This window comes from Cryobacterium sp. AP27 (assembly GCF_056680495.1).
The window spans coordinates 889020-914442 of the sequence record NZ_CM155285.1 but is presented as its reverse complement, the minus strand read 5'-3'; the positions used below and the strand labels follow the sequence as shown (position 1 = coordinate 914442).

Here is a 25423-nt window from a genome sequence, read left to right as displayed (position 1 = left end):
GCTTATTCGCCCGCGGCCGACGTCGGTCGACCGAGGCGCTCCAACGCCTCGAGGAACGCCGTCGTCTCGGTGCGCGTACCGGCCGTCACGCGCAGGTGCCCGGCGATCCCGACGTCGCGGATCAGGATGCCTTCGGCCAGAAGCGCCTCGAAGGTGGCGCGGGGATCCGCTACGCCGCCGAAGAGCACGAAGTTGCTGCCGCTCTCGTACGGGGAGTAGCCCAGGCGGGCGAGTTCGACGACCAGTCGGTCGCGCTGACCGCGGATGTCGTCGACCATGGCCAGCATGTCGTCCGTGTGGGCCAGGGCCGCGTTGGCCGCCGCCTGCGTGAAGGCCGACAGGTGGTACGGCAAGCGAACGAGGCGCAGGGCGTCGGTCACGGCCGGGTCGGCGGCCAGGTACCCCACCCGTGCGCCGGCGAACGCGAAGGCCTTGCTCATCGTGCGTGAGACCAGCAATCGTTCGCGTCCCGGAAGCAGGCTGAGGGCGCTCGGCGTGCCGTCGGGTTCGAATTCGGCGTACGCCTCGTCGACGACGACGATTCCGCGGCTGGCGTCATAGACGGCGCTGATCGTGTCCAGGGACAGGGTCGTGCCGGTCGGGTTGTTGGGGGAACACAGAAAGACGAGGTCGGGGTTCGTGCGCGTCACCCAGTCCGCTGCGGTCTCCGGCGACAGGGTGAAATCGACATCGCGCCCGCCCGCGATCCACTCGGTACCGGTGCCCGAGGCGAGTATGGAGTACATCGAGTAGGTGGGGGCGAAGCCGAGCACGGACCGGCCGGGACCGCCGAAGGCCTGCAACACCTGCTGCAACACCTCATTGGAGCCGTTGGCGGCCCAGATATTCTCCGGGGTCAGTCCGTGGCCGAGGTACCCGGCGAGTCGTTCCCTCAACTCGGTGAACTCCCGGTCGGGGTAGCGGTTCACGGTGAGAACCGCCTGCGCCAGGGCCCGCACGATGTCCAGAGCCACCGGCTCCGGTATCGGATGCGTGTTCTCGTTCACGTTGAGGGCTACCGGAACATGCAGTTGCGGAGCTCCATAGGGGATTTGACCGCGGAGGTCGGCGCGCAGGGGAAGGTCATTGAGACTGGTCACCCGCCAATGCTACGGCGACGAGGGCCCTCTGCCCCAACCGGCGGCGCCCGTCCGCTGCGGGAGGGGAAAGGATCAGTACCCGGCGGGCAGGGCCAGACGTTGACCGGGCTGCAGGATTTTGCCCTGCAGGTGGTTCAGATCGACGATGTCGACGATGACGTCTCGCGGGTCCGCGGTGGGCGCAATCTGCTGGGCGAGGTTCCACAAGGTCTGGCCGGGCGCCACCGTGACGTAGCGGAACGACACGAGTTCCGTCTGCAGAACGGAGCCGGACGCGGCACCGGACGCGGTTGCCGCGTCGATTCCGCCGCCGAGGGCCAGCATGACCGCCGCGATGACCACCGGGGTGGCCACGACGGTGGTGAGCACGAGACGTCCCCGCCGGGTGAGTCGAAATCGCGTTGTGGCCGTCGGGGCCGCACGATCGGGTGCCGTGCTCGTGTGCGCGGCGGAGCTGATGTCTACGGTGCTCATGCCTGCTGTGCTCATATCGAGTGTGCTCATGCGTACTGTGCTCATGTCGAACCTCCGGGTGATCTCATTCGGCGAGTTGCGCATCCGACTCTCGGCCGGGAGAGCCGGATGCGAAACTATGTTCCGAATATAACTTCGAATATTCGAACAATCAACCCTTTCGCTCTCAATTTTCTCAAAGTGATCGCGACACCCTCGAATAGATGTTTGTCTTACCGGCGGAAACTGGATAAAGTTTCGATAGGAAGTTGTTCAATCCGAACTCAACCAGATACCACCGACATTCCCGTCGCAGGGCTTATGTCCACCGGCGGGACCGACTCGAGGAGCGAAAGCGTGACGAAAGACACCAGCGGTTCCCGCGACAAGGGCGGCACCCGACGCCGCAAGAGCCTGAGTGAACGCCAGCTCGCCATCCTTGACGTGATCCAGCGCTCGGTCAGCCAGCGCGGGTATCCGCCGAGCATGCGGGAGATCGGCGACGCGGTGGGCCTGGCATCCCTCTCCAGCGTCACTCATCAGCTCAACCAGCTGGAGCTGAGCGGCTACCTGCGCCGTGACCCCAACCGCCCCCGAGCGCTTGAGGTACTGATCGAGGTTCCCCGGTCACCGGAAGACCCGATCGTGCGGGAGAGCGCTGCACTCCCTGCACAGATCGGCGACGCGGCCATGGTTCCGCTCGTCGGGCGCATCGCCGCCGGCGTTCCCATCATGGCCGAGCAGCAGATCGACGAGATTTTCCCGCTTCCCCGGCAGCTCGTAGGCAAGGGCGAGCTGTTCATGCTCAAGGTCATCGGTGAATCGATGATCGACGCGGCCATCTGCGACGGGGACTGGGTCGTCATCCGGCAGCAGAAGACGGCCGAGAACGGCGAGATCGTCGCCGCCATGCTCGACAATGAGGCCACCGTGAAGGTCTTCCGGCAGCGGGACGGCCATACCTGGCTCCTCCCCCGCAACTCCAACTTCGAGCCCATCGTGGGCGACTTCGCCGAAATCCTCGGCAAGGTCGTCGCCGTTCTGCGCTCCGTCTAGTCACGACAAGAACGGCGCCGCGCCGGGACGTGCACCGTATGTGCACTTCCCGGCGCGACGCCGTGTTGTGGGTTAAGCCGGTACGGCCGCGCCGATTCTCGCGCGCACGATCCGGGTCGCTTCGAGCATATTGTTCAGCGACTCGACCGTTTCGGCGTAGCCGCGGGTCTTGAGACCGCAGTCGGGGTTCACCCAGACCTGGCGAACGGGGATGGATCCGACCGCCGTTTCGAGCAGCTCCGTCAGTTCGGTGACGCTCGGAACCCGCGGGGAGTGGATGTCCCACACGCCCGGTCCGATGCCGTGGTCGAAGCCGCCGGCCTTGATGTCGTGAACCACCTCCATCCGGGACCGCGCCGCCTCGATGCTCGTCACGTCGGCGTCGAGGTTCGCAATCGCGTCGATGACGACGCCGAACTCCGAGTAGCAGAGGTGCGTGTGGATCTGCGTGGCGTCCGCGACACCGGCCGTGGCCAGGCGGAATGACCCGACCGACCAGTCGAGGTAGTCCGGCTGCTGCTCCGTCTTGAGCGGCAGGAGTTCGCGCAGCGCCGGCTCATCCACCTGCACGATACCGATTCCGGCGGCCTCCAGGTCCCCGATCTCATCGCGGAGCGCGAGCGCCACCTGGCGGGCGGTCTCGCCCAGGGGCTGGTCGTCGCGCACGAACGACCAGGCGAGGATCGTCACCGGGCCGGTGAGCATGCCCTTGACCGGCTTCGTCGTGAGGCTCTGCGTGTACAGGGACCAGTCCACGGTGATCGGCTTGGGCCGGGACACGTCGCCCCAGAGGATGGACGGGCGCGTGCAGCGGCTCCCATAGGACTGCACCCAACCGTTCTCGGTGACGGCGAAACCGTCAAGGTTCTCGGCGAAGTACTGCACCATGTCGTTGCGCTCGGGTTCGCCGTGCACGAGGACGTCGAGTCCGATCTCCTCCTGCAGTTGCACGACCCGGGCGATTTCGGCCTTCATGAGCGCGCGGTATTCGCTCTCGGCCAGCGTTCCCTTGAGCAGCTGGGCGCGCGCGCGGCGGATCTCGCCGGTCTGCGGGAAGGACCCGATCGTGGTTGTCGGCAGCAGGGGCAGCCCGAGGGCCTTCTCCTGGGCGGTGAGTCGGTCGGCGTACTCGCCACGGGAGAAGTCGGCGGCGCTGAGGGTAGCCGTGCGCGCGCGCACCGCGCCGTCACGCACTCCGGGGCTGGCCTGGCGGGATTCCAGTGCGGCGGCGGCCGCGGCCAGCTCCGGAGCGATCGCGGCGGACCCCTCGGCCAGCCCGCGAGCCAGTACGGCCACCTGGGCGACCTTCTGATCGGCGAAGGCCAACCAGCTGGTGAGGTCCGCACCGAGAGAGGACTCGTCCGTGACGTCATGCGGCACGTGCAGCAACGAGGTCGACGTCGAGATGCTCACCGACGGGGACAGCGTGCGCAGGGCCACGGCACGGTCCAGAGCATCCTGCAGGTCACCCCGCCAGATGTTGTGCCCGTCGACGACACCGGCCACGAGTGCCTTCGTGGCCAGTCCCGGTGTCGGTGCCGGAAGGGTCCCGCGCACCAGGTCGAGGCCGATGGCTTCCACCGGGGAGTCGGCGAGCACCGGGAGTGCGTCGTCGAGGCTGCCGTAGGGAGCGGCGACGAAGATGGCGGGACGACGGTCCAACTGTCCGAGAGTCGCGTAGGTCGCGGCCAGCGCGGCGAGGGTCTCCACTCGGGGCACGTCGATGCTTTCGCTCACGAGGCCGGGCTCGTCCAGCTGTACCCAGTCGGCTCCGGCCGCCGCGAGGCGGGCGAGCAGTTCGGCATAGACGGGAAGTAGGTCATCGAGGCGCGACAGCGGCTGGAATCCCGCCGGTGCTTCGTCGCTCGGCTTGCTCAGCAGCAGGAACGTGAGGGGGCCGACAATGACGGGCCGGGTCGTGAAGCCCGCCGCGCGGGCCTCCTCGAATTCGCGCACAATGCGGTCGCTCGCGAGCGAGAAGACCGTTTCCGGCCCGATCTCGGGCACGAGGTAGTGGTAATTGGAGTCAAACCATTTGGTCATCTCCAGGGGCAGCTTGTCTCCCTCGCCGCGAGCCAGGGTGAAGTAGCCGGCGAGGTTGATTCGGCCGTCCCCGCCCACGAGCGACGCGAAGCGTGCGGGCACGGCCCCCACGGTCACGGCGGCATCCAGCACCTGGTCGTAGAACGAGAAGGACTCGGGGATCGAGGAGTCCGTGCGGCCCAGGCCGAGAGCGGCCAGACGTTCGCGGGTGCCCTGGCGCAGGGCACCCGCCGTGCTCTCCAGCTCGTCGGCGGTGATCGCACCGCGCCAGAAGGCTTCGACGGCCTTCTTGAGCTCACGGCGACGACCGATCCGCGGGTAGCCGAGGATCGTTCCGGACGGGAATTCGGGGGTGGTTGTCATGCTGATTTCCTGACTGGATAGGCCGCCGAGAAGGCGGGATAGCGCGAAGGTGAACGGGGGGAAGCGGGGTGCGGTTCATGGGTGTCGAGGGCGCCGCATCGGCGCAGCACCTCGAGCACGGTCTCGTGCTGGTTGAAGGCATAAAGGTGGAGGCCGGGGGCGCCGCCGTCGAGCACCTGCCCTGCGAGCTGAGTGGCGTGCGTGATACCGATCTCCCGCTGGCCTTCCGGGGTCGGTTCGACCTCGAGTTGGATGGCCAGGTCGGACGGCAGCTGCTCGCCGGAAAGCTCGAGGATACGCCGCAGCCGGCCCGGGCTCGTGACGGGCATGATTCCCGGCAGGATGGGGAATTCGACGCCCGCGCGGCGGGCCCGCTCGATGTACACGAGGTAGTCGTCGGCGTGGAAGAAGAGTTGGGTGATCGCGAGGTTGGCGCCTGCGGCCTGCTTGGCCAGCAGCGTGTCAATGTCCTGCGAGGTACCGCGGGACCGGGGATGCCCGTTGGGGAATCCTGCGACGGCGATGCGCACCTTGTCGCGCTCCGTCTTCACGCCGCGCGCGCCCGGCAGGCCGGGGATGACCGTCTCGCGGTAGGGCACACGTTCGGCCTGCACCCGGTGAATCAGCTGTACGAGCTCGGCGGCACTGTTCAGGTCACCGAGGAAGGGCTCTCCCTCGTTGACGCCCTGCGGCGGGTCGCCGCGCAGCGCGAGGTAGCTGCGAACCCCAGCGTCGAGGAATTCACGGATCAGCACACTGGCTTCGACGTTGGACGACCCCACACAGGTGAGGTGCGCCATCGGGTCCACCGTTGTGTGCTCGAGAATGTAGCGGAGCACGTCGAGCGACGCCGAACGGGACGAGCCGTTGGCTCCGTACGTCACGGAGAGGAACTCGGGACCGGCCGCAGCGAGGTGGTTGATGGTGGAGTGCAGGGCGGATGCCGCGGCATCCGTTTTCGGCGGATACAGCTCAAACGAGAACGGCACGTGCGCCCCGCGCGGTGTCGATGTCGTCGTCTCGGTCATCGGGATCCTCATTCGGCAGAAGCGGTGGAAGGTGCGGCCGGGCGGCCGCGGACCATCAGCGGAGCTGACAGTAACTCGCGGGCGGGTGCCGGGCTCGGCTGTCGCTCCATGCCACGGGCAGAAATCCCCGGGCAACGATTGTGTAGAAATCTACAACACTCCCGCGCGGCCCGCCGGAGTGTGACGCCGCGTGACTTGCGAGGGTTCACACTGCCGTGTGGGCGGCAGAAAAGGAGCCGCCGGCCGGCCGACGATTGTCGGCGGGCGGGCGGCTCGGTGGCTCTGGCCGGGTCAGGCGCTGACGGCCGGGCGCTGTACGAAGGGAGTGAACTGCGGTTCGATGTCCGCCGTGACAAATGCCGTGATGAGCGTTCCCGCCTCGACATACTCGGTCGAGACGACGCGTCCCTGGTCGTGCAGCAGGGCGATGAGGTCTCCGCGCTCGTACGGCACGAGCAGGTGCAGTTCGATCTGCGGTGTGGGGAGCAGATCGGAGATGGCGGCGAGCACGGTGTCGATGCCCTCACCGCTTCGCGCGGACACGAACGTGGCGTGCGGCTCCAGGCCGCGAAGCACCAGGCGATCGTCGTCGCTGATGAGGTCGCTCTTGTTGAACACCACGAGCTCGGGAATGTCCCGGGCGCCGACCTCGCCGATGACGTCGCGTACGGTGGCGAGCTGGCTCACCGGGTCGGGGTGTGACCCGTCGACGACATGCACGACGACGTCCGCGTCCGCGACCTCCTCGAGCGTTGACCGGAATGCCTCCACCAGTTGGTGCGGCAGGTTGCGTACGAAACCGACCGTGTCGGTGAGTGTGTACAGGCGCCCGTCTTCGGTCGTGGATTTGCGCACCGTCGCGTCGAGGGTCGCGAACAGCGAGTTCTCCACGAGCACACCGGCGCGGGTGATGCGGTTGAGCAGACTGGACTTGCCCGCGTTGGTGTAGCCCACGATGGCGACGGAGGGAACGGCGTTGCGCTTGCGGTTGGCCCGCTTCGCGATCCGCGCTGGTTTCATCTCGATCATTTGCTTGCGCAGGCGGGACATTCGGGTGTGGATGCGGCGGCGATCGAGTTCGATCTTCGTCTCACCGGGTCCACGCGAGCCCATTCCGGCTCCCGCACCACCGACCTGGCCACCGGCCTGGCGGGACATGGAGTCTCCCCATCCGCGCAGGCGCGGAAGCAGGTAGGCGAGCTGGGCGAGTTCGACCTGGGCCTTGCCCTCCCTGCTCGTGGCATGCTGGCTGAAAATGTCCAGGATGACGGCGGTGCGGTCGATGACCTTGACCTTCACGACGTCTTCGAGCGCGCGCCGTTGGCTCGGGGCCAGCTCGGTGTCGGCGATCACGGTGTCGGCGCCCATCACCTTGACGATATTCGCGACCTCCTCTGCCTTGCCCTTGCCCAGGTACGTGCTGGGGTCGGGCGTGGCACGGCGCTGCAACAGGCCGTCGAGCACCGTGGCACCGGCCGTCTCGGCGAGGGCCGCGAGTTCGCGCATGGAGTTCTCGGCGTCGGCGACCGTGCCGTGCGAATACACGCCGACGAGCACCACGTTTTCGAGGCGCAGCTGCCGGTATTCGACCTCGGTGACATCCTGGAGCTCGGTGGAGAGCCCGGCGACGCGGCGGAGCGCGTTCCGGTCCTCACGCTGGCTCTGGTCGCCATCGAAGTCGTTGCTGTGTTGCACGCCGGAGGCAGGTTCGGCCTGCAGCGCCTGCGCGGTGCCGGTGCTGAAAAGTGAGTAGCCGGCGGCACGACTTTCGGCGCTCGCAAGCACCCGGGCTACTACATCGTCGTCTTCATGGGGCACGATTGAATCAATCATTCCTTTAACTCTAGTTCAATGAACTCGGATAGGTTCCATTTATGTCATCCGACCACTACTTCTCCCCCGCACCGGGCACCGAATTGCGCACCCGCACCATTGAGGTCGAGCTCAACGGGGTCACCCGTGAGGTGACGACGGCGAACAATGTGTTCAGCCCCGGGCACATTGACACCGGCACCGAGGTGCTGATCAAGTACGCACCGGCCCCTCCGACGACGGGCGACCTTCTCGACCTCGGATGCGGCTGGGGCCCGATCAGCCTGCATCTCGCCCTCGCCTCCCCCGAGGCCACCGTGTGGGCCGTCGACGTGAACGAGCGCGCCCTGGACCTCGTACGCACCAACGCCGCCAGGTTGGGACTGACCAACATCCGGGCGGTTCAACCGAGCGACGTGCCCGCTGACATCCGTTTCCGCACGATCTGGTCAAACCCGCCCATCCGAGTGGGGAAGGACGAGCTGCACAACCTCATGACGACCTGGCTGCCGCGCCTGGAGTCCGAAGCGGATGCCTGGCTCGTCGTGCAGCGCAACCTCGGCGCCGACTCCCTCCAGCGTTGGCTCGCGGCCGAACTGAGCGACGAGTACACCGTCTCCCGCGAGTCCATCAGCAAGGGCTTCCGCATTCTGCTGGTCTCCCGGGACTGACTCCGACCGGGTCGGCTTCACGCTGATCACGACGCAGCAGACGGACGAGCACCGGCGGCGGCCGGCTGGACCGGAGAGCCGCTAACCGAGCGCGAGCACTCCGTCGAAGACGAGCTCGGCCGGCCCGGACAATGAGACGTGCTCCCCGTCTTCGGTGGGGAACATGCGCACGCCGAGCACGCCGCCGGGAACGTCGACGCGCCACTGGTTCGGCGCGCCCGCTCCGGCCCAGTGCCGGGTCGCGAGGGCGGCGGCAACGGCACCCGTGCCGCAGGAGAGCGTTTCGCCGCTGCCGCGCTCGTGCACGCGCATGCGGATGCGCCCGACTCCGTTCACGACGAGCGGGTCGAGCGGCACGACGAGTTCGACGTTGGCGCCGTCGGCCGCCTCGGGCTCCAACTGAGGAATGAAGGTGAGGTCGGCAGCGTCGAGTTCCGCATCGTCGGCGAGGGCGACGACCACGTGCGGGTTGCCCACGTTGATCCCCAGGCCGGGGCGGGCGATCGACAGGTTCTTCACCCGCACGAGCGGTTCGCCGCCGTCGAGCCGCCAGCGCCCGAGGTCGACCTGGTACCCGGTGGCGTTGCGTTGAACATCGCGCACGCCGGCCCGGGTGCCGATGGCAAGGGTGTCTCCCACCCCAAGAGTGGTGAGGCCGTTGTCGAGCAGAAAACGCGTGTACACGCGGATACCGTTGCCGCACATCTCGCTGACAGACCCGTCGGCGTTCCAGTAGTCCATGAACCACTCGGCGTGCTCATCCTCGGCGAGGGCGGCCGCACCGTCCGCGAGGTTCGCGGACCGCACCGCACGAATGATGCCGTCGCCGCCGACGCCGAACTTACGGTCGCAGACGGCGCGGATCTGCTCGGTGCTCAGCTCCATCTGCCCGTCCGGGTCCGCAAACAGCACAAAATCGTTGCCGGTGCCGTGACCCTTGGTGAAGTTCAGATTGATGCCCATGTGCCAAGTTTAGTCGGCCGAACCACCGTCGGCCGGTGCAGCGGCGGCGACCGGCACGGACGCGCCGGGAACGGCGGGCGCGGGGTCGGTGATGCCGCTCCGAATGCATTCGAGCGCCCGGGTGAGGCGATCGGTCGCGTCGGCGTCGATCCAGGACGTGGGGTACCGCTTGAACCAGCTCACCTGCCTGCGGGCGTAGCGGCGCGTGAGCTGCTGCGTGCTCTCGACGGCCTCGGCCCGCGTCATCGTGCCGTGCAGCTCCCCGAGGGCCTGTGCATAGCCGATGGCTCGGCTCGCGGTGACTCCGCGCTCGAGGCCACGCGCGAGAAGACCTTCCGCCTCCGCGACGATCCCATCCGCCCACATGCTCTCAACGCGGGCGTCAAGTCGGGGGGTGAGGTCTTCCCGCGGCACCCGAAGCCCCAGGGTGACGGTGGGGCGCCAGTACACGGGGTCGGCGGGGAGCACCGCGAGGTGCGGGGCGCCGGTGAGTTCGACGACCTCGAGGGCTCGCACGAGACGCCGCCCGTTGCTGGAGCCGATGCGCGCCGCCGCGTCCGGGTCGACCGCCTTCAGACGCGCGTACATGCTGCCCGGGCCGGTCGCCGTGAGTTCGGCCTCCAACCGGGCGCGCAGCTCCGGGTCGGTGCCGGGGAATCGGAAGTCGTACACGACGGACGAGACATAGAGCCCGGAACCGCCCACGAGGATGGGTGTCGCACCCCGCTGCTGAATATCGGAGATGACGTCGCGCGCATCGCGCTGGTAATCGGCGACGGTGGCTTCGTCGGTGACGTCGAGTACGTCGAGCATGCGGTGCGCAATGCCGCGTCGCTCGGTCACCGGGAGCTTCGCGGTTCCCACATCCATGCCGCGATACAACTGCATGGCGTCGGCGTTGACGATCTCGCACGGTTCGCCGCGGGCGGCGAGGTGTTCGGCGACGTCGAGGGACAGCGCCGATTTGCCGGTTCCGGTGGAGCCGACGATCACGATCAGCGGATGGTCGGCGGCGCCGATCACCGCTCTAGCGCTTCCCGTCATTGACGTCGTAGATCGGAACGGTCGACGCGCCGCCGGGCAGGCCAGGCGTCGTCACGTCGTTGCTCGCGTCACGCACACGCAGCGTGGGTAGCCACACGGCACCGTCAGAGGCAGGAGCGTGCGCGGGAACACCGCAGGATTCGGCCTCGCCGCGGTCCCAGGCGTCGCCGGCACGGGTAGCGCGGATACGCAGCGCCGCCTGGTCGCTCGAGTCCGCGATGAGGTGGAAGGGCGCCGCCTCCGTGATGACGACGGTTACCATGTCGCCGGGGCGGGGGCGTGCCGAGCCGGACGGCACATCAAAGTGCACGAGACGACTGTCGGGTGCACGGCCGCTCATCCGGTGCGTGTCTGCGTCTTTGCGGCCCTCTCCGTTGGCGACGAGCAACTCGACCTCGGTGCCGATCAGTGCCTTGTTCTCTTCCCAGGCGATGCGGTTCTGCAGCAGGGCCAGTCGTTCGTAGCGTTCCTGCACGACCTCTTTCGGCACCTGATCGGCCATGGTGGCGGCCGGCGTGCCGGGGCGAATGGAGTACTGGAACGTGAAGGCCGTGGCGAATCGAGCCTCTTCCACGACGCGAAGCGTCTCCTGAAAGTCTTCCTCGGTTTCGCCGGGGAAACCCACGATGATGTCGGTGCTGATGGCCGCGTTCGGCATCTGCGCGCGAACACGCTCCAGGATGCCGAGGAACTTCGAGGAACGGTAGGAGCGACGCATCGCCTTGAGCACGCGGTCCGATCCGGACTGCAGCGGCATGTGCAGCTGCGGCATCACGGCGGGGGTGTCGGCCATCGCGTCGATCACGTCGTCGGTGAACGCGGCCGGGTGCGGGCTCGTGAAGCGGATGCGTTCCAGTCCCTCGATCGTGCCCGCGGCGCGGAGCAGCTTGCCGAAGGCGAGTCGGTCACCGAATTCGACGCCGTACGAGTTCACGTTCTGCCCCAGCAGCGTGACCTCGATGGCGCCGTCATCGACGAGCGCCTGAATCTCCGCGAGGATCTCACCGGGGCGGCGGTCCTTCTCTTTGCCACGGAGCGCGGGCACGATGCAGAACGTGCAGGTGTTGTTGCAGCCGACGGAGATGGACACCCAGCCGCTGTAGCTGGAGTCTCGTTTGGTGGGCAGGGTCGACGGGAAGGTCTCGAGGGATTCCAGGATCTCGAGTTGGGCCTCGCCGTTGTGGCGGGAGCGTTCGAGCAGGCTGGGAAGCGCCCCCATGTTGTGGGTGCCGAACACGACGTCGACCCAGGGGGCCTTGTCGAGGATGGTGTTCTTGTCTTTCTGGGCGAGGCAGCCGCCCACGGCGATCTGCATGCCGTCGTGGCGCCGTTTCACCGACGCGAGGTAGCCGAGGTTCCCGTATAGCTTGTTGTCGGCGTTCTCTCGCACCGCGCAGGTGTTTATCACCACGACGTCGGCTTCCGCGCCGTCGGCGGACACGTACCCGGCGGCCTCGAGCGAGCCGCTCAGGCGTTCCGAGTCGTGCACGTTCATCTGGCAGCCGAAGGTCCGCACTTCGTAGGTGCGCGCTCGGCCCTCGGCATCGACCGCTGCCGCCGACGGGGTGATCACGGTGCGGCGGGCGAGCTCGGGGGCGGGGGCAATGCTACTCATAGTGACTCCAGTTTACGCGAGCATTGTGTGAACTGGGCCAGAGCCCTCCCCGGCGGCCGTCAATCAGCGAAACCGCACCCCGGAGGAGCCGCCGCCGCGCGAGGCGAGTGCTGCCTTCACGGCGTCCCGAACCACCTGGAAGTTGTAGCCCTTGCGCATGAGGAACGCGTTGAGCCGACGGTCAATGGTCTGGTCATCGAAGCGGCTGAGCTGCTGGATGCGTTTGATCGCCTCCTCGTTCGCGCGTTCCTGCTCGTCGTCCGGCAGCTCTTCGAGCTTGTCGAGCATCACGGCGGGGTCGAGTTTGCGGCGACGCATCTCGGTCTCGACGCCGGCGCGCCCGAGTCCCTTGCGTTCGTGATGCGTGTGGATGATCTGATCGGCGAGTTTCACGTCGTCGAGATACTCCAGTTCCACGAAGCGTTCCACCACGTCGTGCGCCTCACCGGCATCCAGATCGAGGTCGGTGAGTACGGCGAAGGCCTCCACAAGAGAGAGTGAACGCGCCCGGAGCCGCTGCAGGAGCACGGACTCCGCCCTCGCCCGCAGTTCCGCAGTGTCGGGTTCGGCCACAACCTCATCGTCTTCCCCGTCGGGCGACTCGACCGGGTCCGTGTGCCCGATCGGTTCCGTGTTCTCGGCTCGCTCGTCGAGGGCGCGCCCGATTTTCACGGGCGCTGGCGGCACCGTCGCGGACGCGGCCGTGCCCTGCGAAGCACCGCCCGGGTCGCGTGGTTCCAGGGGAGAACGGCGCTTCATTCCGGGCCCGGCCCCCGGAAGATAGGTCACGGGCGCCACCGTTTCCGTGCTCGGTGTCGTTGCCTCATCGGCGGGTTCGAAGTGAACCATTCCCGTGACCTGTCTCTCGTCGTGTTCGGTGGGGTGAAGCGCGCGCTACGCGGTCTTGCGCGAGTTGGCCTTGACCGGCACCGGCGGCGTCACAACCCCGGCCTCGGCCGCCTTGGCCTTCTCCTCGGCCTCTGCCGCGTCGAGGGCGGCCTTCTCGGCGGCCTTGAACGCGATACCTTCCGCACCGACTCCGAGCTTGTTGAGAATCTTCCGCTCGATCTCGTTGGCCATGTCGGGGTTGCGCAGCAGGAAGTTGCGTGAGTTCTCTTTTCCCTGGCCGAGCTGATCGCCGTCGTAGGTGTACCACGCGCCGGACTTCTTGACGATGCCCTGGTCGACGCCGAAGTCGATAAGACTTCCCTCGCGGGAAATGCCGATGCCGTACATGATGTCGAACTCGGCCTGCTTGAAGGGCGGCGCCATCTTGTTCTTCACGACCTTGACCCTGGTGCGGTTTCCGATGGCGTCGGTGCCGTCCTTCAGCGTCTCAATGCGACGAATGTCGAGTCGGACGGAGGCATAGAACTTGAGCGCCTTACCACCGGAGGTGGTCTCGGGGCTGCCGAAGAACACCCCGATCTTCTCTCGCAGCTGGTTGATGAAGATCATGGTGGTGTTCGTCTGGCTGAGCCCACCGGTAAGCTTTCGCAGCGCCTGCGACATGAGACGAGCCTGCAGTCCCACGTGAGAGTCACCCATCTCTCCCTCGATCTCGGCGCGCGGCACGAGCGCGGCCACGGAGTCGACGACGATCAGGTCGATGGATCCGCTTCGCACGAGCATGTCGGCGATTTCGAGCGCCTGCTCACCGGTGTCGGGCTGGGAGACGAGGAGTGCGTCGATGTCGACGCCGAGCTTTTTGGCGTATTCCGGGTCGAGGGCGTGCTCGGCGTCGATGAAGGCCGCAATGCCACCGTTCTTCTGCGCGTTCGCGATGGCGTGCAGCGTGAGGGTGGTCTTACCGGATGACTCCGGCCCATAAATCTCGACGATACGGCCGCGCGGCAGCCCGCCAACGCCGAGCGCGACGTCCAGCGCAATCGAACCGGTGGAGATGGTCTCAACGGGTGCGCGTTCGTCGCTGCCCAAACGCATAACCGAACCCTTGCCGAACTGGCGGTCGATTTGGGCGAGGGCGGTCTCGAGCGACTTTTCGCGATCTGCTGCTGATGCCATGATGTGGTCTCCTTCGGTCGTGCGTTTCGGCGCCTATAGGCTGTCGTGGCAGCATCGGGAAGACCCCGGCGCTTGCTGTCGACAAGGCAATTGCTGCGTTGTGCTGACGTTTGTGACTGTACGCCGACCCTCTGACATTGCGTCTGACGGCCCGTGCACGGTGCACAGAATCGAACACTCCGCGCTGTGGAGGAGTCTATCAACGACCGAACACTTCTTCGAGCAGGCTTGCCGTATTACTACCGGCGTGTCGAAATGCCGGGGCGTCAGTGGCGGGCGGCGGGAAGACCTGCACCGTGCCGGCGGCTCGCAGGAACGTCCGTTTCGGCGCACAACGCGAGCCACACCTCGCGCGCGGGCACGCCGGCTTCGAGGGCGGCGTCGGCTGTTCGCCCGCTCAACGGTCCGAGAACCAGGTCGCGGGTGAGCACGCTGCCGTAGGCCTGGCCGAACTCGTCGGCGACGGCACGACGGAATTCACTCAAACGCACGGGTCACTCCTTGCTGCGGGCATGAAAAATGCAGTGCGCGGCTTGCGGCGCACTGCATTCGTCGATGGTGAATCTTCAATGGGGAACGAGGCGACTATCGCACCAGGAGCCCGGGGTCGTAGGCGACCCCGAAGTCGTCGGGAACGGTGTCGGGGAACGTATCGATCCCCTCGATGACGGCCAAACGATCGCCGACCTCGCGCATGATGACCGAAATGGGCGTATCAAGTGCATCCGCTACGGATGCGAGGATCTCTGACGAGGCCTCTTTCTGTCCGCGCTCCACCTCGCTGAGGTAACCGAGCGCGACACTTGCCTTACTCGCGACCTGCCGCAGGGTTCTACCTTTTTGCAGGCGGAAGTCCCTGAGCACATCGCCGATTTCCTGACGTACAAGAATCATCGGAACCTCCTTCTCTTGCCTGTCAACCTACTGGATAGAACCGTGTGGTGGTACATAGAGCATTTTACGCCGGTTCGCAGTTCCGACAACACGAGACTACCGAGGGTGACTGATCTTTTCTTGTTAATGTGCTCGATGTAACCGAGCCGTAACAACATCTATTCCTCGGTGTCTCTGGCTAACAGCTCACGTACAGCCTCAATGGCGCACGACACCGTCTCCGCGCGGATCTCATCGCGTGTGCCGGTCAGGTGCAGAGGCACCGCCCACGAACCGGTTCCCTTGCAGAGCCCGATGAAAACGGTTCCCGCCTCCTGGCCGCCCTCGGGTCCCGGGCCGGCGACGCCGGTCGTCGATACTCCGATCGACGCACGCTCACCGTTCACCGCGAGGGCCGTACGCGCCCCGATGGCCATGAGCTTCGCCACGTCGGCGTGAACGGGTCCGTGCACGTTGAGAACGCTCGAGTCCACGCCGAGAAGCGTGCGTTTGAGTTCGGTGTTGTAGGCCACGATGGCGCCGTTGACGACGACGGATGCCCCGGGCACACGCACGAGCTCGGCTACCAGCAGTCCGCCGGTCAGCGACTCGGCGACGGCAATGCTGTAGTGACCGGCGGTCAGCTCGGCGATCAGCTCGGCGGCCGCATCCTCGTGCTCAGGCACTCGTGGGCTTCGTTGAATCCTGGCGTCGCGCGGCGATGAGGTAGTCGAGCCCCGAGTACACGGTGAGCGCCAGGGCGATCGACATGGCCACCGTGTTCACCCAGTGCATGACGTCGTCGCCGACGATGAGCCAGAGTGGAAGCAGGGCGAGCGAGAGCGCAACGGACTGTGCGATCGTCTTGAGTTTGCCGCCGCGGGACGCGGGGATGACGCGGTCGCGCAGCATCACGAAACGGAAGACCGTGATGCCGATTTCTCGCACCAGGATCACGATGGTGACCCACCACGGCAGCTCATTGATGATCGACAGGCAGACGAGGGCGCCGCCGGTGAGGATCTTGTCGGCGATCGGGTCAAGCAGCTTGCCCAGGTCTGTGACGAGGTTGTGCTTGCGGGCAATCGCCCCGTCGATGCCGTCGGTGGCGATCGCGAGGATGAACAGCACAGCGGCCGCCCAGCGCAGAGCGCCGTCGGCGCCGCCGTCGGCGAGAAGCATCCAGATGAACAGCGGCGCCAGCAGAATGCGCACCACGGTAATCGCGTTCGGTACATTCCAGTTGCCGGGGCGGACGAGCGGATCGTGCGGTGTCGCCATTGCGTTCAGTCCCTGTCCGTAAGGTTCCAGGCATCCTCGTCTTCAGAACTACCCTCGACTTCAGGATACCCCTGTGACATTTTCTGCACCGGGTCGTCGGCGTACCGTGCGTCGGGACGCTCGTTGCTCGGCGGAGCCGCCTGCTTGGCGTGCTGCTCCTCGTCGGAACCCCGCAGGCGTGCGATCACGCTCGGGAGCTGCTCGGCCGACACCAGAACATCTCGGGCCTTGGACCCCTCGGAGGGGCCGACGATCTCGCGGGACTCCATCAAGTCCATCAGGCGGCCGGCCTTCGCGAACCCGACCCGGAGCTTGCGCTGCAACATCGACGTCGAACCGAACTGGGTCGAGACGACAAGCTCCGCGGCGGCCAGCAGCACCTCGAGGTCGTCGCCGATGTCGGAGTCGATCTCCTTGCGCGGCTGCACCATCGCCACGTCGGGCCGGTAGTCGGGCCTCGCCTGATTGGTGACGTGCTTGACGACCTTCTCGATCTCTTCCTCGGTGACCCACGCGCCCTGCACACGGATCGCCTTCGACGCTCCCATCGGCAGGAACAGCGCGTCACCCTGACCGATGAGCTTGTCGGCACCCGGCTGGTCGAGAATGACCCGGGAGTCGGTGACGCTCGTCACGGCGAAGGCGAGGCGCGACGGCACGTTCGCCTTGATCAGGCCGGTGACAACGTCGACGCTGGGTCGCTGGGTGGCCAGCACGAGGTGAATTCCGGATGCTCGGGCAAGCTGGGTGATGCGCACGATCGAGTCTTCGACGTCGCGCGGGGCCACCATCATCAGGTCGGCGAGCTCATCGACGACCACGAGCAGGTACGGGTAGGCCTTGAGCTTGCGTTCGCTGCCCACGGGCAGCACGATTTCGCCGCCGACGACGGCCTTGTTGAAGTCGTCGATGTGGCGGAAGCCGAAGCTCGCCAGGTCGTCGTAGCGCATGTCCATCTCTTTCACGACCCACTGCAGCGCTTCGGCCGCCTTCTTCGGGCTCGTGATGATGGGGGTGATGAGGTGCGGCACGCCGGCATACGCGGCGAGTTCCACGCGCTTGGGGTCGATGAGCACCATGCGCACGTCGCTCGGCTTGGAACGCATGAGCAGACTCGTGATCATGGAGTTGACGAAGCTGGACTTGCCCGAACCGGTTGAACCGGCCACGAGCAGGTGGGGCATTTTGGCGAGGTTGGCGAGCACGAAGCCGCCACCCACGTCTTTACCGACTCCGATGGTCATCGGGTGGGTGCTGCTGGTGGCCACCGGCGAACGCAACACGTCACCGAGCGTCACGATCTCGCGGTCGGTGTTGGGGATCTCGATGCCGATGGCGCTCTTGCCGGGAATCGGGGAGAGGATGCGCACCTCGTTCGACGCGACCGCGTAGGAGAGGTTCTTGCTCAGCGCCGTGACCCGCTCCACCTTCACTCCGGGGCCCAACTCGATCTCGTACTGGGTCACGGTGGGGCCGCGGGAGAATCCGGTGACCTTGGCATCGACTCCGAACTGGCGCAGCACCTCGCTGATCGACTTGACGATCACATCGTTGGCGGCGGAGCGTGCCTTCGCGGGCGGGCCGGCGGTGAGAGTGGATGCCGCCGGTACGACGTAGGGCAGGTCGGACTCCGGTTCACTCGGCCGCAAGGATTCCGTCGACTCGTCGGCGGCGGGCTCGCCCTCAGCGGGCCGCACGGCGTTGACCGCGGGAATGACTTCGGTGGCGCGAGTGGGGTCGTCGGACTGCAGGCCGGTCGACCCGCTCTGAGCCACGTCGATTTCGCCGGTGAATCGCTTGACGGCAAGCTCGGCACGGCGCAGGTCTTCGAGCACCTCGGTGCCGTAGTGATCACCGGGTGCCGGGGCATCCGCCTCGCCTTCGAGGGGGGTGTCGAAGCCGCCCCGTGACACGTCGCCGCCGAGCAGAACACCAAGCGGGTCGGCGGCGTGACCGCCGTCGTCGTCCGGGGTCTTGTCGGCCGCCTGCCCGGCGTTGAAGTCGGGGTCTTCCTCGCGCTGACTGGTGTTGCGTCGCCACCACGGCAGCGCGGCGGTGTCGCCGTCCACGCCGTCCAGTTCGATCTGTTCGGTCTTCTCTGCCTTGCCGGTCTTGTCCGCCTTGTCGGGCTTGCCTGCCTTGTCGCTGCGGGTGCTCTTGCCCGCCACGCGCTCGGCCTCGTCGGGCAGCGGAGCGCCGAACAGCCAGGCATAAAGTTCCCGGGACCGGGTGGGGATGCGGTTCGGCGGCGTCTTGGTGATGATGAACAGGCTCAGGATGAGCAGCAGGATCACCACGATGGAGGCACCGACCGACGTGGTGAGCAGGATGAGCGGGGCCGCGATCATCCAGCCGATCACACCGCCCGACAACGCGAGCACGTTCATGCCCTCGCTGGGTTGCGGCTGGCCGCCGAAGATGTGGCAGAGCCCGGAGACGGAGACGAGAAGCAGGGTGAGTCCGATACCGATGCGCCCGTTGTCGTGCACCGAGCTCGGTTTGCGGAACAGCCAGACGGCGAAGATCAGCATGATCACCGGCAGCGCGAAGGCGACCCGGCCGAAGATACCACCGAAGGTCCACGCGTCGAGGTTCTGCGCCACGGCGTTGTTGATCAGGAACCACTCCACCACGGCACCGGCAATCGCCAGCAGCACGAGGAAGAAGGGCAGGCCGTCGCGTCGCTCCTCTTTCGAAAGCTGCTCGGGGCCGAGGGCGCGCGCGGCACCGCCGGTGATGTGCGCCAACCCCATCCACAGTCGCGCGCCGGCGCTCGGTTTAACCTCGGTTTCGGTGAATTTTACCGTCTTGGCCGTGCTCGCCTTGCTGGCAGGGCCGCGCGCCGGAGCACCCCGCGCGGGGGCGCTGCGGGTTCGACCGGTCGATTTCGTGCTCGTTGCCATACTCCAACGGTACCGCCGCCCCGCCGGATCGGGGTGATCCCACGCCCACGGCCCCCACGGTTGACCGCGAGACGGTGCCACCCGCTCGACGCGACCTGCCCCTGTTTGCCGGCTGGAGGTCGGACTAGATTGGGGGCGAACGGGCCCCGCCCGGGGCCGGATGCACACGCTGGGAGACCAATGAACATCGAACGAGTTGACCTCACGCCGCGCACGCTGATCGGGGTGCGCGCCGTCGTGCGGATGGACGAACTCACGGACTATTTCGGTCCGGCGCTGGACGGCGTGTACAACGAGCTGGACGAGCACGGGGTACAGATCTTCGGCCCACCCGTCGCCGTCTACCGCGGCGAGATCACCGACACGGCGGACCTCACGGTGGGTTTTCCCGTCGCCGATCTGGCGACGCCGCGGACGGGATCGATCGCCGTCACGCTGCCCGGCGGTCCTGCCGTCGCGGCGTTGGCGGTCGGCCCGTACGACCTGCTCGGCGCGGCACACGCGGAGGTGCTCGGCTGGCTGGCCGAGCACGACCTCACCCCGGCCGGGTTCCTGTGGGAGGAATACCTGGTCGGACCGGGCGACTCCGACGACCCGGCGGCCTGGCAGACCAAGCTGGTGTATCCGCTCTCCTGAGCGTCACGCCACCGCCGGCAACCAGGCGCCGAGTGCGGCTCCCTGCCCCACGTGCCCGTATCGCGTGACGGGCATCTGTCAACCCCTTTTCGCACGGCGGGCGGCTGCCTAGCGTGTAGGTGCAACACGGCATCTGTGCCGACAACGAAGGGATGCATCATGTCACGCACGAAGACGTCAGAGCCGATCAGCGCGGTGGGGAACAACTGATGGCCCAGACATCCGCCGCACCGGAGCGCAGCGGATCACGGCAGACACGCAAACAGAACGCCGAGCAGGGATTCGTCGCGTCGAAGGCGCTGATCGACAATCTCCAGAAGGTGCTCGTCGATCTGCTGGAATTGCAGCTGCAGGGCAAGCAGGCGCACTGGAACGTGGTCGGCAAGAACTTCCGGGACACGCACAAGATGCTCGACGAGATCATCATCGATGCCCGCACATTCAGCGACACGGTGGCCGAGCGCGTGCGTGCGCTGCATGGTGTCCCCGATGGCCGGAGCGGCACCGTGGCGAACACCACGACCCTGCCGGAGTTTCCGCACGGCGAGATCGACACGACCGAAACCATCGACCTGGTGACGGAGCGCCTGGAGGCGACCATCATCACCATGAGAGGCGTGCACGACGAGGTTGACGCCGAGGATCCGACGAGCGCGGATGTGCTCCACCAGGTGATCGAGCGTTTGGAGCAATTCGCCTGGATGGTCTCCGCAGAAAACCGCACCCCCGCCACCCGGAAGAACGCGTAGCGCCCGGGCGGTATCGGCGGCCGGCGCAATCGCCGGCCCCGGACGGCAGACGCAGGAACGCCCGCCCCGTCGAGGGGCGGGCGACCCCGGGTCGTAACACGCTTCGGTTGCTACGCGCTTCGGTTGCCGGTCATCGCGCGGATCAGGAAGGCGATCACCGCCAGAACGAGGAGCACCACCCCCACCCAGAGCAGGAAGTTCAGCGACTGCACGAATCCGCCTGTTACGAGCAGAATCACGGCAATCACGCCAATGACGATCAATAGGGTATTCATTGCTTGTCCTTTCCCGGTGAAGCCAATTCCAGTCAGGTACTACTTGCGGAAGGCATCCTTCACCTTTTCGCCGGCCTGCTTGAGATCAGACTTCGCCTGGTCTTTTTTGCCTTCGGCCTCCAGCGACTGATCCCCGGTGAGCTTGCCCGCACCTTCTTTGAACTTGCCGCCGATGTCCTCGGCCGCATTCTCGGCTTTGTCCTTGTCCGCCAACGTGCACGTCCCTTCGCTGTATGTGCGAATCCTGCCCCGGCTGAAGCAGGTGTGTTGCCTGTTCTGCGGAGAGAATACCCCCGTGTGCGGCATCCATCAAGCATCGACGGGGGCGTCGCCGCGGGCGGGAGCCGCTACCGCGTGGTACCGGCCACCTTGGGCAGCGACCCGCCGGCGGCAGCGTTGCGGTCGGGGCGGAAGTTGCTGAAGTCGACCCCGGGGATGTTCTCAACCAGGTCGATTTCCGCTTCGATCTGCGCGGCTTCGGATTCTTCCGGCCCCACGAGCGGAAGGCGCACGCGGGGGCTGCCGATGCGACGCAGGCCGTGCAGGATGTACTTGACGGCAACGGTTCCGGGCACATGCGTCATGACGGCACGAACCAGGGGCTCGAGCTGCATATGGGACGCGGTGGCGGTGGCCATGTCGCCGGCGTTGACGGCGTCCACCATGGCCCGATAGGGAGTGGCCGTGATGTTCGCGGTGACACCGATGAGCCCGGTGGCGCCGATGGAGAGGTGCGGCAGGACGTTGGCGTCGTCGCCGGAGAAATACATCAGGTCCGTCTGGTTGAGCACCCGGCTGACCTGGGCGAAATCGCCCTTGGCGTCTTTGACGGCGAGGATGTTGGGGTGCTTGGCGGCGCGGAGAATTGTCTCGTACGCGATGGGCACTCCGGTGCGACCCGGGATGTCGTAGAGAATGACCGGCAGGTCGGTGGCATCCGCAATCATGCGGAAGTGGGTGAGAATGCCGGCCTGCGTTGGCTTGTTGTAGTACGGCGTGACGATCATGTTGCCGTCGGCGCCGGCCTTCTCGCTCTGTCGGGCGAGCTGCATAGCGTGCGCGGTCTCGTTGGACCCGCCGCCGGTGATGATTTTGGCGCGGCCGCCTGCGACGGACTTCCCCACCTCAACCAGACGGATCTTCTCCTGGTCGGTGAGGGTGCTGGTCTCCCCCGTGGTGCCGGTGACGACGATGCCGTCGGCGCCGGCGTTGATCACATCATCGATGTGCTTTTCGACGCCGGCCCAGTCCACCTCGCCGTCGAAAGTGAAGGGTGTGACGAGTGCGACTAGCACCTGGCCAAAGGGATTCGTTGAGGAGCTCACACATTACAGGCTAGCGCCTACGGGGCAACGCGGCCGTTCTTGTTGAACGCGGCGTACGTGAGCGGCATGAGTTCCGCGAAGTGATTCTCCATCTGTTCCGCACACATTTCGATCTCGCGCTGCGGGAAGGAGGGGAACACCGAACCTTCGCGCTTGGTGCGCAGGCTGAGGAAATTCATCAGTGATCGCGCGTTGAGCGTCACGTACATGGACGAGTAGATGCTCAGCGGAAGAACGATCCGAGCGACCTCGCGGGCAACGCCGGCTTCGAGCATCCGCTGGTAGGCCTCGTAGGAATGCACGGCCGCCGCTCGCGTCTGCTGCTGCACGAGGGCCGTCTGCTCGGCCGTTCCCGGCAGGAAGTCGTAGGCGCCGGCCTTGCCGACCTGCACCAGGTTGCGCTCTTCGGAGGGCACATAAAAAACGGGATTCAGCTCCCGGTAGCGGCCCGATTCCTCGTTGTAGGAGGCGATGCGGTGACGCATGAACTCCCGAAAAACGAAGATCGGCGCGCGCACGTAGAACGTCATCGAGTTGTGTTCGAAGGGCGAGCCGTGCCGGTCGCGCATGAGGTAGTTGATGAGTCCGCTGCTGCGTTTCTCGTCGGCCTCGGTCTCCGCGCCGTCAAGCTGACTGGTCTCGAGGGTCTGCTCCCCCAGGGTGGACACACGGGCAGCGAACAACACATCGGAGTCGTGTGCGCTCGAACGCACCAACTCAACGGTCATCTCGGAACGGAACTCGATTTCAGGCACGGATGAAATTGTATCGCCCGTTTGCCGGGTCGGCGGGAGCACCCGGCCGTAACCTGTCGTCACAGTCGGATCGCCGCGGCGTTCCCCCCGTAACGTGGACGTCATGAATCCTCTCGCCGCCGCCCTGGTCCTGCTGGGCCTCGTGAGCGTGGCAACCGCGCTCGGCCTCCTGTGGCGGTCACGCCAGGGCCGCGTGTCCACCGCCGGAGGCGATGTGATCACGCCGGCGGATGTCGCGGCCGACATTGCGTTCGGCGATCACGCCACCCTCGTACAGTTTTCGACCCAGTGGTGCTCCCGTTGCCCCGGAACCGGGCGGCTGCTGGGCAAGGTGGCCGACGCCCGCACGGGTGTCGTGCACCTCGACGTCGACGTGTCGCATCGCGCCGACATTGCGAGCCGGTTCCAGATCGCGCAAACGCCGACCACGTTGATCCTCGACTCCGGCGGGCGCGTGCACGCCCGGATCGGCGGTGTCCCCCACGCGGCGGACATCGCCCGGCAGCTCGACGAACTCGCGGCCGCGCAGCGTGATTCGCTGACCGCGACCGGTGCCCTTGTCTAAGCCACGGGCCCCCATCGACCCGCGGGGTCCCCGTTTCAGCGCCATGATCACCGCGGTACTGCTGCTCGTGACGGTGTTCCTGGCGCTCGTGGGGGCATCCGTTGCGGCGCTCGTGCTGTTGACGGTGCTCGCCGGCCTCTTCGCCTGGGGCGCGGTCGCCGGTGCCGGACGACACCCGTACGGGCTGTTGTTCAAACGCGTCGTGCGCCCGCGACTGGCCCCGCCCGCCCAGCTGGAGGACCAGGCGCCGCCCACGTTCGCGCAGGCCGTCGGGCTCGTCGTGACCCTGGTCGGCGTGGTGCTCGGTGCGCTCGGCATTCCGGCGGCCGTGGGCGTCGCGGCCGCGGTGGCCTTCGTCGCCGCCTTCCTCAACGCCGTGTTCGACTATTGCCTCGGCTGCCAGATTTACCTGCTGGTGGTGCGCGCAAAAGGCGCCCGCGCGTAGACGGCGCCTTCAGGGCTTTCCCAGACGGGGCTTGCGCGGCGAGGCACCGGGCCGGATAGGGTGGAATTCCACCTTCAGGAGGTAACACAATGACCACGACGCTCACCAGTGAAGCAACCACAGTTTGGACCGGCACGCTCGCCGCCGGCAGCGGCACCGTTACGCTCGATTCCTCCTCCACCGCCGAATTCTCGGTGAACTGGAAGGCTCGTGCCGAGGGCGTCGCCAACACCACGAACCCCGAGGAGCTTCTCGGAGCGGCACACGCCTCCTGCTTCTCCATGGCGCTCGCCAACGCACTGGCCACCGCCGGTCACACGGCCACGAAGATTTCGACCACCGCTGCCGTGACCTTCGCCGCAGGAAAGGGCGTTCTCGGAAGCCACCTGCTGGTCAGCGCGAAGATCCCCGGCCTGACTGAAGAGGAATTCCAGGCTTTCGCCCAGGACGCCAAGGTCAACTGCCCCATCTCGAAGGCGTTGACCGGGATTCCGATCACGATTGAAGCCGAACTGGCCTGAGCCTGATGCGGGTACTGATCGCCGGGGCGTCCGGGCTGATCGGCAGTGAGCTGTCGCTTCAGCTGGGCGTCGCCGGCCATGACGTTCGGCGTCTCGTGCGCCGGGAGGCAACCCGGCCAGGCGAATTCCGCTGGGATCCCGCCGCGCTGTCCCTCGACCCGGCGGCACTCGACGGTGTTGACGCCGTCGTCAACCTGTCCGGCGCATCGCTGGCCCGCCTGCCGTGGACGCCGGGATACCGCAAAGAGATTCTGCGCTCCCGTGTGCAGGCCACGCGCACGCTCACAGACGCGGTGCAGCGCAGCACCACTCCGCCCGGCGTGCTGCTGAACGGCTCGGCCGTCGGTGTGTACGGGAACCGACCCGGCGAAACCGTGGACGAAACGTCGACGCCGGGCACGGATTTTCTGGCCCGCGTCGTCGGGACCTGGGAGCGAGAGGCGGCCCGCGCGTCGGATACGACCCGCGTCGTGATGCTGCGCACCGGGCTCGTCCTCGCCAAGGGCGGCGCGCTGGGGCCCCTGTTGCCGATCACCAGGCTGGGTCTCTCGGGCCCGTTGGGCGCGGGAACGCAGCACTGGCCGTGGGTGAGCCTGCACGATGAGGCTGCCGCAATCGTTCACCTGCTCACGTCGACGCTGAGCGGGCCGGTCAACATTGTGGGGCCGACCCCCGCGACCGCGAACGAGGTCATGGGGGCCCTCGCCCGACGCCTGCACCGACCGTTCAGGATTCCGGTGCCGCAGACGGTGCTGACGCTTCTGCTGCAGGATGCCGCTCGCCAGCTGCTGCTCGCGGACCAGAACGTGAGCTCCACTCTGCTGCAGGAGGACGGCTTCACGTTCATGCACGCGACGGCCGGCAGCGCCCTGGACTGGATGCTGCGGCAACCCTAGGACCGCAGCATCATCGCCCCCGTTTT

At 66.7% G+C, this 25423-nt stretch carries 27 protein-coding genes; 8 read left to right on the top strand and 19 right to left on the bottom strand.

The window, feature by feature from the left end; translation table 11 throughout:
* Positions 1–2 precede the first annotated feature (2 nt).
* Both AC1MB9_RS04220 and AC1MB9_RS04215 read right to left on the bottom strand, forming a co-directional pair.
* Entirely contained in the window at positions 3–1100 is a 1098-nt protein-coding gene (locus AC1MB9_RS04220) for a histidinol-phosphate transaminase (RefSeq protein ID WP_479963795.1), read from the bottom strand.
* Between the two features lie 72 nt (positions 1101–1172).
* Positions 1173–1619, bottom strand: coding sequence for a LysM peptidoglycan-binding domain-containing protein (locus AC1MB9_RS04215; RefSeq protein WP_479963794.1), 447 nt, complete (start codon positions 1617–1619; stop codon positions 1173–1175).
* A gap of 255 nt (positions 1620–1874) precedes the next feature.
* On the opposite strand from AC1MB9_RS04215, the gene lexA reads away from it, so the two are divergent.
* Positions 1875–2609, top strand: coding sequence for a transcriptional repressor LexA (gene lexA, locus AC1MB9_RS04210; protein WP_479963793.1), 735 nt, complete (start codon positions 1875–1877; stop codon positions 2607–2609).
* A 72-nt stretch (positions 2610–2681) separates the two neighbouring features.
* Here lexA and metE read toward each other — a convergent pair whose 3' ends face one another.
* The 3 genes from metE to hflX form a co-directional block, all read right to left on the bottom strand.
* Positions 2682–5015, bottom strand: a complete 2334-nt coding sequence (gene metE / locus AC1MB9_RS04205; protein ID WP_479963792.1) for a 5-methyltetrahydropteroyltriglutamate--homocysteine S-methyltransferase — start codon at positions 5013–5015, stop codon at positions 2682–2684.
* Positions 5012–6043, bottom strand: coding sequence for a methylenetetrahydrofolate reductase (locus AC1MB9_RS04200; protein ID WP_479963791.1), 1032 nt, complete (start codon positions 6041–6043; stop codon positions 5012–5014). Before AC1MB9_RS04200 ends, metE begins: the two co-directional genes overlap by 4 nt.
* Positions 6044–6334: 291 nt before the next feature.
* Positions 6335–7876, bottom strand: a complete 1542-nt coding sequence (gene hflX / locus AC1MB9_RS04195; RefSeq protein WP_479963790.1) for a GTPase HflX — start codon at positions 7874–7876, stop codon at positions 6335–6337.
* Between the two features lie 41 nt (positions 7877–7917).
* Here hflX and AC1MB9_RS04190 point away from each other — a divergent pair, with 41 nt between their 5' ends.
* Positions 7918–8526: a class I SAM-dependent methyltransferase gene (locus tag AC1MB9_RS04190; protein ID WP_479963789.1), complete on the top strand. Its 609-nt coding sequence runs from the start codon at positions 7918–7920 to the stop codon at positions 8524–8526.
* Between the two features lie 81 nt (positions 8527–8607).
* On the opposite strand, the gene dapF is transcribed toward AC1MB9_RS04190, so the two are convergent.
* The 10 genes from dapF to AC1MB9_RS04140 form a co-directional block, all read right to left on the bottom strand.
* Positions 8608–9489, bottom strand: coding sequence for a diaminopimelate epimerase (gene dapF, locus AC1MB9_RS04185; RefSeq protein WP_479963788.1), 882 nt, complete (start codon positions 9487–9489; stop codon positions 8608–8610).
* A 9-nt stretch (positions 9490–9498) separates the two neighbouring features.
* Positions 9499–10533, bottom strand: coding sequence for a tRNA (adenosine(37)-N6)-dimethylallyltransferase MiaA (gene miaA, locus AC1MB9_RS04180; RefSeq protein ID WP_479963787.1), 1035 nt, complete (start codon positions 10531–10533; stop codon positions 9499–9501).
* Positions 10517–12148 carry a tRNA (N6-isopentenyl adenosine(37)-C2)-methylthiotransferase MiaB gene (miaB, locus tag AC1MB9_RS04175; protein WP_479963786.1) on the bottom strand — a complete coding sequence of 544 codons (1632 nt, stop codon included), beginning with the start codon at positions 12146–12148 and terminating at the stop codon, positions 10517–10519. Before miaB ends, miaA begins: the two co-directional genes overlap by 17 nt.
* 63 nt (positions 12149–12211) lie before the next feature.
* On the bottom strand, positions 12212–12997 hold the full coding sequence (locus tag AC1MB9_RS04170) for a regulatory protein RecX (RefSeq protein WP_479963785.1): 786 nt from the start codon (positions 12995–12997) through the stop codon (positions 12212–12214).
* 45 nt (positions 12998–13042) lie between these two features.
* Positions 13043–14173: a recombinase RecA gene (recA, locus tag AC1MB9_RS04165; RefSeq protein ID WP_479963784.1), complete on the bottom strand. Its 1131-nt coding sequence runs from the start codon at positions 14171–14173 to the stop codon at positions 13043–13045.
* Positions 14174–14439: 266 nt separating this feature from the next.
* Positions 14440–14664, bottom strand: coding sequence for a DUF3046 domain-containing protein (locus tag AC1MB9_RS04160; RefSeq protein WP_479963783.1), 225 nt, complete (start codon positions 14662–14664; stop codon positions 14440–14442).
* 94 nt (positions 14665–14758) lie between these two features.
* Entirely contained in the window at positions 14759–15067 is a 309-nt protein-coding gene (locus AC1MB9_RS04155; protein ID WP_479963782.1) for a helix-turn-helix domain-containing protein, read from the bottom strand.
* Between the two features lie 158 nt (positions 15068–15225).
* Positions 15226–15732, bottom strand: a complete 507-nt coding sequence (locus AC1MB9_RS04150) for a CinA family protein (protein ID WP_479963781.1) — start codon at positions 15730–15732, stop codon at positions 15226–15228.
* A complete protein-coding gene (pgsA, locus tag AC1MB9_RS04145) occupies positions 15725–16327 on the bottom strand; it encodes a CDP-diacylglycerol--glycerol-3-phosphate 3-phosphatidyltransferase (protein WP_479963780.1) in 603 nt (200 codons plus the stop codon). Before pgsA ends, AC1MB9_RS04150 begins: the two co-directional genes overlap by 8 nt.
* Before the next feature lie 5 nt (positions 16328–16332).
* Positions 16333–19230 carry an FtsK/SpoIIIE family DNA translocase gene (locus AC1MB9_RS04140; RefSeq protein ID WP_479963779.1) on the bottom strand — a complete coding sequence of 966 codons (2898 nt, stop codon included), beginning with the start codon at positions 19228–19230 and terminating at the stop codon, positions 16333–16335.
* Between the two features lie 180 nt (positions 19231–19410).
* Between AC1MB9_RS04140 and AC1MB9_RS04135 the strand changes: the two genes are divergently transcribed.
* Both AC1MB9_RS04135 and AC1MB9_RS04130 read left to right on the top strand, forming a co-directional pair.
* Positions 19411–19866: a GyrI-like domain-containing protein gene (locus tag AC1MB9_RS04135; protein ID WP_479963778.1), complete on the top strand. Its 456-nt coding sequence runs from the start codon at positions 19411–19413 to the stop codon at positions 19864–19866.
* Between the two features lie 209 nt (positions 19867–20075).
* Positions 20076–20615 (top strand): Dps family protein, encoded by a 540-nt coding sequence (locus AC1MB9_RS04130; protein WP_479963777.1) that lies wholly within the window; start codon positions 20076–20078, stop codon positions 20613–20615.
* A gap of 110 nt (positions 20616–20725) precedes the next feature.
* Here AC1MB9_RS04130 and AC1MB9_RS04125 read toward each other — a convergent pair whose 3' ends face one another.
* The 4 genes from AC1MB9_RS04125 to thyX form a co-directional block, all read right to left on the bottom strand.
* Positions 20726–20890, bottom strand: a complete 165-nt coding sequence (locus AC1MB9_RS04125; RefSeq protein WP_479963776.1) for a hypothetical protein — start codon at positions 20888–20890, stop codon at positions 20726–20728.
* Between the two features lie 39 nt (positions 20891–20929).
* Positions 20930–21103: a CsbD family protein gene (locus AC1MB9_RS04120; RefSeq protein WP_479963775.1), complete on the bottom strand. Its 174-nt coding sequence runs from the start codon at positions 21101–21103 to the stop codon at positions 20930–20932.
* Positions 21104–21237: 134 nt separating this feature from the next.
* Positions 21238–22215, bottom strand: a complete 978-nt coding sequence (gene dapA / locus AC1MB9_RS04115) for a 4-hydroxy-tetrahydrodipicolinate synthase (protein ID WP_479963774.1) — start codon at positions 22213–22215, stop codon at positions 21238–21240.
* A 17-nt stretch (positions 22216–22232) separates the two neighbouring features.
* Complete coding sequence (gene thyX, locus AC1MB9_RS04110; protein ID WP_479964577.1) at positions 22233–22943, bottom strand: FAD-dependent thymidylate synthase; 711 nt, start codon at positions 22941–22943, stop codon at positions 22233–22235.
* A gap of 130 nt (positions 22944–23073) precedes the next feature.
* On the opposite strand from thyX, the gene AC1MB9_RS04105 reads away from it, so the two are divergent.
* The 4 genes from AC1MB9_RS04105 (at position 23074) to AC1MB9_RS04090 (ending at position 25397) form a co-directional block, all read left to right on the top strand.
* On the top strand, positions 23074–23535 hold the full coding sequence (locus AC1MB9_RS04105; RefSeq protein ID WP_479963773.1) for a thioredoxin family protein: 462 nt from the start codon (positions 23074–23076) through the stop codon (positions 23533–23535).
* Positions 23522–23980, top strand: a complete 459-nt coding sequence (locus tag AC1MB9_RS04100) for a DUF4395 domain-containing protein (RefSeq protein ID WP_479963772.1) — start codon at positions 23522–23524, stop codon at positions 23978–23980. The genes AC1MB9_RS04105 and AC1MB9_RS04100 overlap by 14 nt, the downstream gene beginning before the upstream one ends.
* A gap of 89 nt (positions 23981–24069) precedes the next feature.
* Positions 24070–24501 (top strand): OsmC family peroxiredoxin, encoded by a 432-nt coding sequence (locus AC1MB9_RS04095; protein ID WP_479963771.1) that lies wholly within the window; start codon positions 24070–24072, stop codon positions 24499–24501.
* A 5-nt stretch (positions 24502–24506) separates the two neighbouring features.
* Complete coding sequence (locus tag AC1MB9_RS04090; RefSeq protein ID WP_479963770.1) at positions 24507–25397, top strand: TIGR01777 family oxidoreductase; 891 nt, start codon at positions 24507–24509, stop codon at positions 25395–25397.
* The last annotated feature ends 26 nt before the right edge of the window (positions 25398–25423 follow it).